Origin of the sequence: Bradyrhizobium sp. Leo170 (genome assembly GCF_004296405.1) — a bacterium.
Taxonomy (GTDB): domain Bacteria; phylum Pseudomonadota; class Alphaproteobacteria; order Rhizobiales; family Xanthobacteraceae; genus Bradyrhizobium.
In genome coordinates this window covers 1-12,812 of the sequence record NZ_PSRR01000252.1, presented here as the reverse complement: position 1 = coordinate 12,812, position 12,812 = coordinate 1, and the positions used below count along the sequence as shown (strand labels likewise).

The following is a 12,812-nucleotide window of genomic DNA, read 5'->3' as shown; positions in this document are numbered from 1 at the left end:
ATAGCCGTAAGAACGGGGGGAGGGCGCCGCGAGCGAAACTCCTTGGGGGAACATTGATCCTGCTCCGCATCCTCGACCGGCTGGAGGAGATATTGATCGCGACGCTGATGGCGGCCGCGACTCTCATCATCTTCGTGGCCGTATGCCATCGCTATTTGATCGGCATTCCCTTGCTCTATCCGATCCTGTTCCCGATCAACCTGTCCTGGGCGCAGGAACTGTGCATCTACATGTTCGTGTGGGTGGCGAAGTTCGGCGCGGCCTATGGCGTGCGCACCGGCATCCATGTCGGCGTCGACGTGGTCGTCAACCAGTTGAGATCGCCGTGGCGCAACATCGTGGTGCTGTTCGGCCTGTTCTGCGGCGCCTTCTTCACCGCCGTGATCGGCACCATGGGCGCGAAATTCGTCTACGGCCTGATGCACACCGACCAGGTCTCGCCTGATCTCGAGATACCGAGCTGGATCGTCTATCTCTGCATTCCGCTCGGCTCCTATTTGATGTGCTTCCGCTTTCTGCAGGTCGCCTGGCATTATTACTGGACCGGTCAACTGCCGCATCACGACCACGCCCGTGTCGAGGGCGTCGAGGTCGATGCGCCCGGCGCTGGCGTCGCGGAGGTGACGCGATGACCAGCCTCTTCATCTTCGGGCTGCTCATCGCCCTGATGCTGACGGGCATGCCGATCTCGATCGCGCTCGGCATGACCGTGCTCACCTTCATCTTCACGATGACGCAGGTGCCGACGGAATCGGTGGCGCTGAAATTGTTCACCGGCATCGACAATTTCGAGATCATGGCGATTCCGTTCTTCATCCTGGCCGGGAATTTCCTGACCCATGGCGGCGTCGCCCGCCGCATGATCGCCTTTGCGACCTCGATGGTCGGGCATTGGTACGGCGGGCTCGGGCTCGCCGGCGTCATGGCCTGCGCGTTGTTTGCTGCGGTCTCGGGCTCGTCGCCGGCGACCGTGATCGCGATCGGCTCGATCATGATGCCGGCGATGGTCGCCCAGGGCTTTCCGAAGCGCTTCGGCGCGGGCGTGATCACGACTCGGGCGCGCTCGGCATCCTGATCCCGCCCTCGATCGTGATGGTGATCTATTGCGTGGCGACGGGCGGCAGCATCGCGCTCGATCCGGCCGGCCATCGCGTCTCCTCGGCGTCCGTCGGGCAGATGTTCATCGCCGGCGTGATCCCCGGCCTGATGCTGGCGGCGCTATTGGGGCTCACGACGTTCTACCGCGCCTGGCGCAATGATTATCCGCGGCTGCCGCGCGCGAGCTGGGCGGAGCGGTTCACGGCGTTCCGTCGCTGCGTCTGGGGATTGTTGCTGATCGTGATCGTGCTCGGCGGCATCTACGCCGGCATGTTCACGCCGACGGAGGCCGCCGCCGTCAGCGCGGTGTACGCCTTCGTCATCGCCGTGTTCGTTTATCGCGACATGTCGCTGAAGGACGTGCCCAAGGTGCTGCTCGGCTCGGCCAATATGAGCGCGATGATCCTCTACATCATCACCAACGCCGTGCTGTTCTCGTTCCTGATGGCGAACGAGAACATCCCGCAGCAGATCGCGGCATGGATCACCGCGGCCGGCGTCGACTGGATCATGTTCCTGCTGGTGGTCAATCTGCTGCTGCTGCTCGCCGGCAACGTGATGGAGGCGTCCTCGATCGTGCTGATCATGGCGCCGATCCTGTTTCCGGTGGCAGTCAAGCTCGGGATCCATCCGGTGCATCTCGGCATCCTGATGGTGGTCAACATGGAGGTCGGCATGTGCCATCCGCCGGTTGGCCTCAACCTCTATGTCGCTTCCGGCATCGCCAAGATGGGCATCACGGAACTGACGATCGCGGTGTGGCCGTGGCTTTTGACCATGCTGATCTTCCTCGGTCTCGTCACCTACGTTCCCGAGATCTCGCTGTGGCTGCCGCGCGCGCTCGGCATGTTGTGAAGACTTAACCATGGGGGATTACATCTTGGTAAGGGAACGCTCCCTGTCCAAACTGTAAGTTGCGGCGCGGGCAGGGCGGTCTCATCCTCAGGCAACCTTCAAAGGAGGTTCGCATGAAGAAAGTTTTGCTCGCCAGCGTCGCGGCGCTCGCCATCGCCGGCTCGACCATCGCCTACGCCCAGCATCGCCCGTGGATGCATGGCCCGATGCGGATGAACCCGGAGGACCGCGCGGCCTTGCTCGATGCACGGATCGCCGCGGTCCATGCCGGGCTCAAGCTCAACGCCGACCAGGAGAAGCTGTGGCCGCCGGTCGAGGCCGCGGTGCGCGATTTCGCCAAGCTCCGGATCGACCGGGCCAATGCGCGGATGGAGGCGGAGAAGAACGCCGATGCGCAGCAGAAGCCGGATGATCCGGTCACCCGGCTGCGCGAGCGCGCCGACAACATGGCAGCCAGCGCCGCCGCGCTGAAGAAGATCGCCGACGCCGCCGATCCGCTCTACAAGACGCTCGACGACAACCAGAAGCGCCGGCTCACCCTCCTGACCCACATGGACCGCCGCTTTGGGGGTGAAGGCTGGCGCCGCCACCGCTTCGACCGCGACGATCGGGGCGACCGCGACGGCGGCTTTGACCGGGGCGGCTCCGGCAGGCTCTGAGCTCGCCGATTGGCAATCGACCAACCATCGGAAAAGCCGCCGGAATCCGTCGGTTTTTCCTAGTCCCGGGCGCCTTGCCAAAGCACGGGAAAACCTCATCCAGCTTGCTGGACATCGCGGGGGCGCTTTGCTAAACGACGGCCCTCGCAACGAGGTCCTCCGGACCCGTTTCCGGGCGCATAGCTCAGTTGGTAGAGCAGCTGACTCTTAATCAGCGGGTCCCAGGTTCGAGCCCTGGTGCGCCCACCATCCTTAAGGGATTGGCCCGCAAGGGCTTTTTTTAAATTCCTCGGCAGAACAAACCGGGTCTCGTGCGACGCTTTTAATGGTCGTACGTCGCACGCCGTGCGACGAGTCGGATAATTAGGGCCGAAGCCCATCCACCGCTGAAACGCGCAGCCAAATGAGACCTACCGGTCTGCGTTCAGCTCTTCATGCCTTCCTTCCGCACCTGCAATTCAAGCCTGTCGATACCGGAATCGGCGCGAGCCGCATTGCGGGCGCGGTAGTGCTTCACGATAGTCTGCGCGCTTCGGTATGAATGCCCAGTGATGTCGCAGATCGTCAGCAAGTCGCAGCCAGCCCGATCGAGAAGCATGACGCAGGTATCGCGTAGGTCTTGGTCGTGCTTTTGGTCGAGTTCGCCGGCGCCGTTGACGAACATCAGCGCCGGGCAAGGCTTTAGACGCCATGCTGTCCATGGCCATTGCTGTCGCGAGCGGTCTGCGCATCCAGCCATTCCGCTAATGCGCGCTTGCGCTGATCGACCGCTCGAGCGCGCTGCGCCTTATTCTCCTCATCGAGAGGAAAGGGGGCGAACAGCTTGTCGCCGTTCTTAATCAGTTCGGCGTTCAGTCGCTCTGCGCGGACAATTGCCTGGGGCGCGTTGTCGCACGCAAGAAAGCCAAAGATTGCGACGGCTCGGGCGGTCGACACCCAATGGCGATAGGTACTCTCGTCGTAAGGCTCACCATTGTCCTCGTTGACCACGAGTTCGGGTGGGACCTTATCCAGTTGAAGCCGAAGCTTGAGTTCCTTTATTCGTGCACGCGAGGCATTTAGTCGTGCGCTGAGTTGTGGCGCCTCTTTGATATCGACAAGCTCGCCGGTCTTGCTCTGCCGGAACGCGTGCCGGCCCTCGACGTCGCTCTCATTGCGCATAATTAGACGGTCAGTCTGACGCTGCCCGGTGAACAACGCCAGATGGAAGCTGTCCCCGACCGAAGGCCGTTCGATCGCATCGGCTGCAGCGACCCAAGCGGAAAATTCGGACATCGCAACCTGTACGATGCGTCCGTCTGGATGATCGAACTCCATACCTTCTCGCGGGTTGGGTCCGAGGCGCCACAAGACGCTTTCCTGTCCCCAAGTGAATGCCGCTGAGAGCGTGGCTATCATCGAGAGCGCCATATGATGGCCGCGAGCCGATTTCGCATAATTATAGAAGGCGCGGAATTCCGGTTTGCCGATTGATGTCGGAGTGGCAGTTGCAATCGCCTCGAGTTCTCGTACGGGCTCGGCCACACCGAGCAGCTTGGCGGCACGGATCTCGGCACGCATCCTAGCCGCGGATTCACGTGATTGCGGTCGGTACAAGATGGCGGAGATACATTTGCGATAGGAAGATTGCGAGGCAGACGATAGCGCCTTGAATTCAACCGACTTACTCCAATCGTCCAATAGGTCTTCGATCGTAGAACGCTTCCGGATCGTAATTTTCTTCGGCAGCTTGCCGGCGCGGCGCGCCGCCTCGATTTCTGACTTTCGTTTGTCTGAAAAGTCTGATGCTTCTTGGAGATTGAACCACGCACCGACCGGACGTCCTTTTTCATCGTACGGCGGATGGCGCAAGTCGGCATCGACAAAGCCGAGAGCTCTGGTATAAGCGCCGTGCGACGAGCGAGGACGGCCATCACGCCACTTCACATGGGGAAACTTGGGATCGGCCATAAAGAGCCTCAGTGCCAGTAAGAGATGGCACCCATTGGAATCTAGCGCGATCTAGTCTGTCAAGAGTCGTGCTGGCCGTAAGCTCTCCGCAGCCGCTCGCGGTGATCCTCGTCGCTTGCTGCTGGCGGCGGCGCGAATGCGTCATTAGCAATCGTCTTTGGGCGCATAGGATGATGTCGGGTAAGCCAAGCATCGAAGCCGGTGCATTCCCATTTCAGCGGTCCTCGCTCGCTGATCGGCGAAGGCAAGCCATCGCGCTCGTGCCTGAGGCGGCGCGTGCGATAGAATGTATCCAGAGAGATGCCAATCGCGGCCGCGACCTCGGTCGAAGAATAGGGTGGCTGCATGCTCTCGGGGCGTAAATGCATAATGCCTCGCCGCTCTTGGCCTTTTGACTGAAGTCTTGGTGAAGCAAAATGAGCAGATAAGATTACAGGCGAAAAGCATTCCCCATCGCGCGGAGGGAATTCGGCTTCTTTGGAGTACGAATAGGATGCCCCGGTGCTAACATGTCCGACATTCGTCCGCCGCTCTCGGGGGTTCGCGTAACCGGTGCGGCGAACGAACTCGCGCATCACGAGGGCGCACATTTCACTGGCCGGTCAGCGGACTCGAACGTGCAACCAGACCGTTATGAGCGGCGGCCTATCGACCAGCTTTGTTGATTTTGCTGCGTTTTCGTTTGGGTTCGATCGCATTCGTCGTGCTTCGTTCGCACTGTTTCTGGTGCGAAACTGGTGCGGTTGAGACTCGACGTTCAGACTCATAACCTTGATATCGCTAGCTCTAGTTCGGCCTGCCCCCATTGATTTCCCAAGCAAGGAGTTCAGCGCCGCGATGAGCCGGATCGGCGGACGGGCGTGTGAGACATGCAACGAAGCTAGCTCCGATCTCGAAGGTCGAGCTCGTGTCGCCTACGCGAAAATTCGAGATGCGAATGATTTGTCACCGTCCGATGCGGTCGTTACTTGATTGACTCGACAAATTACGGGTCGGCATCTGGCTATGGGCCCTCGTCGTCGGAAAAAACGATTACGGGATTATCCCAAAATTCCGCATCAATGAGCGCATGGCTCACAAAGATAAATCCTTATTGCCTCTAAATATCGACCAGGATCTGCGCCTCTAGTGGCCATGAACGTTCAGACATGACATCTGGGTGCCGAGGGTCGTCGGCAGCAATGCCATGTTCGTCCGCAGCACATCGATCGCTTCCAAGCATCTTCCAGCGACGGAGGCTTCGGCCTCCGAGCCATAAAGCATGCCAAAAAGCGCTTTGCGCAATCCGCCTACCGAAGCCGGATAGATATTGTACGTGTTAGAGTCCTCTCCGATGGGTACCTTTTCTGTCGCCACAGCCTCCACGGCACGGCTCATCTGGCCGTCGTAACGCCGGCTGCTTGCGGCATACGTCTTCACCATAGCGATGAGATCGTCTCCACCTCCCGCTTCTCCAAAGAACTCCTCCAGCACTCTGCGTGCTGGGCCGTCGCCAATAGTCTCGTACCGCTTCTGCAGCTCGGCATTCAATTCTGAGAATTTCTGAGCATAGGCTGCGAGCTGCCGTCCGACATGCCACGCGTCGACACCATTGGGACCGCGACCGAACACCCGCTCGTTGAATAGATCCACATATGTCAGTACGGACTCAATAGTGCCCCGCTCCAAGAATGCCCGCATCCACGTGTGGTCATCCGCGATGTCTTTGTGTTCTCGTGCGAGTCGTAACAGCAAGCCATCTCCCTGGGGGCCGATGGCCGCGGCAACCGCGGTCAGCACGCGTTCCCAACGCTTTGCCCAATCTCGGCCGTAGAAAGCTTTTACTTTTACCAGGCCTTCAAAGACAGCCTCCGGGCGCGTTGAAAATGGTAACAGCTCTAACCATGGTTCAATCTCCCACGTTTCTTGTTGCTTGTGCCAAGCATTGCGATCCTGATTGGCATCCTCGAGCCATTCGTCAATCGCCCGCATGACAAGATCTGCATCTATGACAAATCCATCGAGCACCATGGCCGTGAGGAGCATCTGCTTCGTCGACAGAGGCTGTGGCAACGCCACAACGCGAGCAACGAGGTCATCCTGATCGCTATGCGGCATTCCTAAGCCGATACGCGTCAAATTGATCGCGAGCAACTGATCTTGTTTCTCCGCCTCCGGCTTCGCTAGACGCTCTATAGCCGCAAAAATAGGCGTCGCGAGTTCATTCGGAGGTGCCTGTCGAGGTGACGCATCCCGTCTCTTCCTGGTCGTATCCACTTCGTCAAACTGTGGCCAGCGGCGATGAAAGCTTGGTTCGGGCACATTCAACTGCCGATCGGATATTGATTTGAGGATTAATGCGGCCGAGACACCAAACGACCTGTCCTCTAGGTATTGCGCCGCAACACGAGCGACTGCGTCTCCTCCGATGCGGATGAACGCAGCCCTGTACTGATTGTCACAACTTGTGCTCGCGTCTGACGACGCTACGATATCGCCGCGCCTCAGAGCGTCAGCACGGGCAGCTTGCGCTTTGCTATGCCGCAACATGTCTTCGTCCAAAAGGCGTTTCAGTTCTGGGACGAGTTCGTCAAGGCCAAGCCGACCGATGGCGTTCGCCACCTGGCTCATCTGCCATCGCCCACCTGTGTGTACCGAAAACCTCATCCGAGTTGATGAGGTGACGGAATCACCTAAGCTGGCGGAATGATCGGGCTATTGTTTTTCGCTCTGGCCGTCCTCGCCTCGCCATTCAAGTCGAAGATGAGGCTTGAGGCTGAGAACGCGGTGCTTCGACATCAGTTGATTGTTTTGCGGCGCAGGCTGCCCGGCCGTGTCAAATTCGCGAATAGCGATCGCTGGTTCTTTGTCCAGCTGTATCGCTGGTTCCCGTCTATCCTTCAGGTTCTTACCATCATCCGGCCCGAGACGGTCAACTGCTGGCACCGGTCTGGCTTTCGCTATTATTGGCGGTGGAAGTCACGATCTTTGGGAGGCCGCCCCCAGATCGCGGTGGGGCTGCGCGCGTTGATCCGGCAGATCAGCGTCGAGAACCCACTTTGGGGCGCGCCGCGCATCCATGGCGAACTGCTCAAGCTCGGGTTTGAGGTCGCGCAATCAAGCGTCGCCAAATACATGGTCAAGCGGCGAGGGCCGCCCAATCAGGGATGGCGGATCTTCTTGCGTAATCACGCGCCGGAAATTGCCGCCATGGATTTGGTCGTTGTTCCGACCGTAGGCTTCGATCTGCTCTATGCCGTCGTCGTCGTCCGACTGGCCCGCAGAGACCTGGTCTGGATCAACGTCACAAGGAATCCGACGGCCGAATGGGTTGCCCGCCAAATCACCGAGGCCTTTCCTTGGGAAGAGGCGCCGGGCTACATGATCCGAGACCGGGATTGCATTTATGGCACCATCGTCACACGCCGATTGCGGGCCATGGGAATTCGGGACAAGCCTACTGCACCGGCATCGCCTTGGCAGAATGGCTTTGCCGAACGGCTGATTGGATCAATCCGCCGCGAGTGTCTCGATCATGTCGTCGTTTTTGGTGAGGCGCATCTCCGCCGGATTCTGCGATCCTACTCAGGCTATTACAACGACATCAGAACGCATCGATCATTGGACCAAGATGCGCCGGTCTCTCGCCCGGTTCAGCGGACCGGAAGCATCAAATCGTTCCCCATCCTCTGCGGACTTCACCACCACTACGCTCGAGCTTAGGTTTCGGTACACACACGGGTCGGGTTCGATTTTCTGCGATGTTGTTTGCTCTCCAACTATGTCGGTGGTCTTGATCTTTCATCACGTACGTTTCGCGAGTAAAACCTGAGTTGACCCAGTCACTTGCGTGCTGCATCAAGCCGATGATTGAAGGAGGTACCGTAAGCTGGTCGAGTGTGGGGAAAGGCGGTAGCGCTCCCCGGCTACCACCGGCTACGATTTCCTACGCCGCACTACGATTTTCTCCGATTTCGTACGCTTACTGGTAGCGGTGACGCACTCATGCCGGGGAGCGCGCCATTTCATCGGCGGCTTTAGCATAGAGGTCGGCTTTACGGGATTGATCTAGCCTCCGCCGCGGAGGGAACTTGGGAGAGATGTCTCGGGCCGAATGCGATCGATAGAGGCGACCGATGAAGAAGATGCGCTCCAGAGTTCGGCCCAGGCGCTTGCTATCGCGCAATGCTGCGTGGTCGGTCCTGTCACGCCAGCAAAATGGCATCGATCTCGATGTCGAAATCGATGAAGCCGCTCTGAGTCAACGTGCGGGCCGGTGGTGGATCCCCAATATACTCCGCGAACACTTGGTTGAACGCGGGAATGTCCCCGAGTGACCGAAGATAGACATTTATCTTCACAGCGTGCCGAAGCGAAAGACCTGCTGCACGCGCCACGGCTTCGAGGTTGTCGAGCGCAAGACGAGCTTGCTCGACGAACGGCGCATCGCTGATGCGCCGCCCATCATTTGTTCGAGGTGTTTGGCCGGCTAGAAAGACGAAGCGTCCTTCTGCGCTGATGGCTTGCGAATACGGACCCGCCGGTGCGGGCGCCGCGACCGTCGAAATCGCCTGGCGTGTCGTCATGCAACCGCTCCGGAAGCGCCGCGCTTCTTCTTCAGCTTGTCCAGCGTACGAACCATACGATCTAGCGCCGAGCTCCACTCGGTCTCATCCCGCGCGTAGCAAACCCGAAAATGTCCGCCGCTTGCGGGGCCAAATTGGTATCCGGGGCTGACCAATACGCCAGCCTCCGTGAGAAGAGTCTCGGCCATCGTCGGCCCGGGAAGCTCAAGGGCGCTGACGTCGGCCCATGCATAGGCGGTGCCACGTTGCGGCTGCCATTTGAGCCAGGGCAGCTGACGCAGCTTCTGCTCCGTGAGCCTCCTTAGCGCAGTGAAGGCGATCATGCGCTCTGCCAGCCAGGCATGGTCGTCGCGCAGCCATGACGTGAGGAGATGCTGCGCATAAGCAGGTGCGCGCAGCGCAGTGACGGACAGAACGTCCTCAATGCGGGTAGCTATCTTCTCCGGTGCGAGCACCACGCCAAGGCGGTAGCCGCTCAAGGATTCGGTCTTGCTCGGCCCAAGCAATGTCACCGTGCGCTCAAACATGCCGGGCTGCGCAGCCAAGTGAGTGAAGGGTCCCTCGTGTATCAGTCTGGCATAGAGTTCATCCACCAGAACAGTGACATCGTAGCGCTTTGCCAGTTCCGCGATGCGGCCGATCACGGCCTCCGAAAATGCCGCGCCAGATGGATTGTTAGGATGAGAGAATACGAACAGCCGAGCGCCGCGGCTCGCAAATTCGGCTTCCAGGACGTCGAAGTCCGGATGTGGGTCGCCGGCATCGAGATGCAGCGGAACATGGCCCGCCTCTGCGCCGAGAAAGCGAAGGATTCGTTCGCTGAAGAGATAGTCCGGCTCCATCAGAGCGACACGATCGCCTTCCTGAACCAGGGCGCTCAGAGACGCGAACAATCCGCCTTGGGTGCCGGGTGTCAGGATGACGTTCTGCTCGGGACGCAATGTGATCCCGACAAACCTGCCCGTGCTATCCGCCACGTCCTTGAGGACATCGGGATGTCCGCGGTAACCCGTATAGGCGAGAGCTCCATCGCGCGCGGCCCGGTCAAATGTCTCGACGGCCCAGGGAGGCGGCGGAAACCTCACGGTGTCGAAATGGGTCGTGTCAAGAAAACCGGCTGGGGCCTTGGCCAGCAAATCGAGATCCGCCTGTCGTACTGATTTATCTCCCAAGCCGGCCCGGCCAGAAATTCTCAAGCGAGCTAGACGGTCCTGTGGCGCACTTTGTCGAGCGGAGTCGTGCATCTGAGTTCTCCAGAGATGATGGAAATAATGTTAAGGAGAGGATCCGCCGCGACCTTGATCGCGGCGGATCCGGGCTAGGCTCGTCCGCTGTGGATGACCTCGGCTTCCGGCAGCAACCACTTGCCGTCCTTCAGGACGACCTTGCCGTCGAGCGAGAGGGTCGGCTTCCACATCAGCGAATCGAAATGAGTGAGGGTCTTCACCTCACCACCGAGGAGGACGCTGGTTCCGATGCCGATATGGGCCGTCCCATAGACGCCTTCGTCGTGCAACATCACGCCTTCCATAGGACAATGCGGATTGAGGCCGAACGATATCTGGGCGATGTTGTAGACGGCTGGGTCTCCCTGACGGGCCAACAGTTGATCGAGGAAGTCCGCCTGATAGCCGCCAGAGATTCGTGTCACGCGACCGTTGGCGACATCGAACCTTATCGGCTCCTTCACGAGGCCGACGCCGTAATAGGGGATGCTCGCGTCGACGATGATGACGCCCTCTGAAGTCCCCTCAATGGGAGACGAACTGCATTCGATATTCGGCACGGTCGTAAAGTCGCCCGGTTTGCGAACCAGGCCGCAATGCGGGTTCGACGGACGGCCCTTCAGGCTCAGACGCAAATCCGTTCCGGCGGGTGTGGTGAGATGCACCTTGTCGCAGTTGGCGAGAAGTTCGCCGACTTTAAAGCAGAGCGGCCGGATCGCTTCGAAATCGGCGTTGATGCCACCGGTCACGAGCATGTTCGGATTGAACTGCGACAGCATGATGCCTCGCGCGCCATTTCCGATCGCGGTGCGGGTTGCATAGGTGTGAGTGATTGACTGTTTGACCGGCGTGAACAGGACGTTGGCCGCAGACATCGCCGCAGCGACGGTCTTGGTTGGCTCTTCTCCGTCGATCGACCTTGGCGGCATGACGATGATGTTGACCGCGTCGGTACGCTCGAGTGCGGCCGCAGCGACCGCTTCGGCGACACGATGCCCGGCGAAATCAGTTACGATTACGACTTCCTCTCCTGGCTGAACGTTCGCGCAGGTCGTCACTAGTTTGCGGGCGCCCCGCAGCATCAGCAGATTGTCCACGTCACCATCTCCTTCATGATCTTGATCGCATTCGACGAAAGTCGCCGATGCGCGTGACCGGGCGTCCACCCGGGGCTGGTTCATCTCAGCTCGATGTATGGTCTTTTATATTCAGAAAAAACATTGTGCAAGAGGTGCTTTGGGAAGTGACAGGAGACGAAATGGCGAAAAGTGAGGCAGAATGCACGTGAAAAGAGCGAAAATTTTGGAGTATTGATCGAATTCAGCGCATCTGGAAGGGTTGCACGCTATTGTTTTTTATGTTGATAATATTCCATAGAAGGCCTTGCCGGGAGGATGGAGTTTATGGGCTATCGTATTGCCGTGGATATCGGTGGGACCTTTACCGACGGCGTGATCGAGAAAATTTCCGACGGTCGAGTTTACCTGGCCAAGCGTTTGACGACCCCAAATGACCCTGGTGAGGCGCTCTCTAATGTCGTCAATGACCTGCTCGCGGCGGTCGCGGCACGTGCTAAGCGAAGTGTCTCCGCCGACGTAGCGGAGGTGATTCACGGCAGCACGCTCGTCACGAATTCCCTTATCGAACGCAAGGGCGTTCCCACCGCGCTCGTCGCCACCGCGGGTACAGCCGATGTGATCGATATACGGCGCGAGGTTCGGTACGATCTTTATGATCTCGATATCGAGATGCCTGAGCCCCTGGTTCCTGCCGAGCGTCGCTTCGAAATCGCCGAGCGCACCACGGCAGACGGCGCAGTTCTGAAGCGCCCCCAAGATGCACTTGCCGATCTTGTCGCGAAGCTGCGGGCGGCCAATGTGCAGTCCGTTGCCGTCTCGCTTCTTCATTCCTGCGTCAATGCGGCCAACGAAAACGAAGTTGGCGCGGCGCTTCGTGATGCCTTTCCCGGAATGTGCGTGAGCCTCTCGTCGCGGGTCGCTGGCGAAATCCGCGAATATGAGCGGACCACCACCACTATCGCCAATGCTTACGTGCAACCAATCGTCAGGCGATATCTCGGTGAGCTGGAGAGCCGGCTGCGGCAGGCGGGAATCGAAGCGAGCTTGCGCATCATGGTATCGAGCGGCGGAACCAGTTCCGTCACCGCGGCTGCGGAAGTGCCGATCTCCACGATCGAGTCCGGCCCCGCCGGCGGCGTGTTGAGTGCGACCAACGCCGGCCGCGCCGCGGGTTTCGAGGACATTCTGGCCTTTGATATGGGCGGCACCACCGCCAAAATCTGCACGATCCTCTCCGGCGCGCCCTCGGTTGTGCATGTTTTCGAGGCCGCGCGCGTGCGGCGTTTCAAGAAGGGGAGCGGATTTCCGCTCCTGGTGGCCAGCATCGATCTCATTGAAATCGGTGCGGGTGGAGGGAGCATCGCGAGGACGAGCGAGCTG

The 12,812-nt window shown here is 59.5% G+C and carries 9 protein-coding genes, 1 tRNA gene and 2 pseudogenes; 6 read left to right on the top strand and 6 right to left on the bottom strand.

Annotation, left to right across the window (positions count from 1 at the left end; translation table 11 throughout):
* Positions 1-56: 56 nt before the first annotated feature.
* The 4 genes and pseudogenes from CWO89_RS31285 (at position 57) to CWO89_RS31270 (ending at position 2,861) form a co-directional block, all read left to right on the top strand.
* Complete coding sequence (locus tag CWO89_RS31285; RefSeq protein WP_130582369.1) at positions 57-632, top strand: TRAP transporter small permease; 576 nt, start codon at positions 57-59, stop codon at positions 630-632.
* Positions 629-1,953, top strand: a pseudogene (locus tag CWO89_RS31280) (TRAP transporter large permease). Before CWO89_RS31285 ends, CWO89_RS31280 begins: the two are co-directional and overlap by 4 nt.
* 113 nt (positions 1,954-2,066) lie before the next feature.
* Positions 2,067-2,612: a Spy/CpxP family protein refolding chaperone gene (locus tag CWO89_RS31275; protein ID WP_130582367.1), complete on the top strand. Its 546-nt coding sequence runs from the start codon at positions 2,067-2,069 to the stop codon at positions 2,610-2,612.
* Positions 2,613-2,785: 173 nt separating this feature from the next.
* A tRNA-Lys gene (locus CWO89_RS31270) sits at positions 2,786-2,861 on the top strand.
* 175 nt (positions 2,862-3,036) lie between these two features.
* Here the strand turns inward: CWO89_RS31270 and CWO89_RS31265 are convergent.
* From CWO89_RS31265 to CWO89_RS49705, 3 genes and pseudogenes are all read right to left on the bottom strand, one after another.
* Positions 3,037-3,276 carry a hypothetical protein gene (locus tag CWO89_RS31265; RefSeq protein ID WP_130582366.1) on the bottom strand — a complete coding sequence of 80 codons (240 nt, stop codon included), beginning with the start codon at positions 3,274-3,276 and terminating at the stop codon, positions 3,037-3,039.
* Positions 3,277-3,293: 17 nt separating this feature from the next.
* On the bottom strand, positions 3,294-4,562 hold the full coding sequence (locus CWO89_RS31260) for a site-specific integrase (RefSeq protein WP_130582365.1): 1,269 nt from the start codon (positions 4,560-4,562) through the stop codon (positions 3,294-3,296).
* A gap of 1,099 nt (positions 4,563-5,661) precedes the next feature.
* A pseudogene (locus CWO89_RS49705) lies at positions 5,662-5,939 on the bottom strand (hypothetical protein).
* 1,308 nt (positions 5,940-7,247) lie between these two features.
* Between CWO89_RS49705 and CWO89_RS48235 the strand changes: the two are divergent.
* On the top strand, positions 7,248-8,264 hold the full coding sequence (locus tag CWO89_RS48235; RefSeq protein ID WP_245476667.1) for an integrase core domain-containing protein: 1,017 nt from the start codon (positions 7,248-7,250) through the stop codon (positions 8,262-8,264).
* A gap of 482 nt (positions 8,265-8,746) precedes the next feature.
* Here CWO89_RS48235 and CWO89_RS31245 read toward each other — a convergent pair whose 3' ends face one another.
* The 3 genes from CWO89_RS31245 to CWO89_RS31235 all read right to left on the bottom strand — a co-directional run bounded on the left by CWO89_RS31245 (position 8,747) and on the right by CWO89_RS31235 (position 11,450).
* Positions 8,747-9,127, bottom strand: coding sequence for a RidA family protein (locus tag CWO89_RS31245; protein WP_130582363.1), 381 nt, complete (start codon positions 9,125-9,127; stop codon positions 8,747-8,749).
* On the bottom strand, positions 9,124-10,371 hold the full coding sequence (locus CWO89_RS31240; protein ID WP_130582362.1) for an aminotransferase class I/II-fold pyridoxal phosphate-dependent enzyme: 1,248 nt from the start codon (positions 10,369-10,371) through the stop codon (positions 9,124-9,126). Before CWO89_RS31240 ends, CWO89_RS31245 begins: the two co-directional genes overlap by 4 nt.
* 74 nt (positions 10,372-10,445) lie before the next feature.
* Positions 10,446-11,450, bottom strand: a complete 1,005-nt coding sequence (locus tag CWO89_RS31235; RefSeq protein WP_207234610.1) for an aminopeptidase — start codon at positions 11,448-11,450, stop codon at positions 10,446-10,448.
* A 306-nt stretch (positions 11,451-11,756) separates the two neighbouring features.
* Here CWO89_RS31235 and CWO89_RS31230 point away from each other — a divergent pair.
* The coding region (locus CWO89_RS31230) for a hydantoinase/oxoprolinase N-terminal domain-containing protein (protein WP_165421410.1) at positions 11,757-12,812 on the top strand (1,056 nt) is incomplete at its 3' end.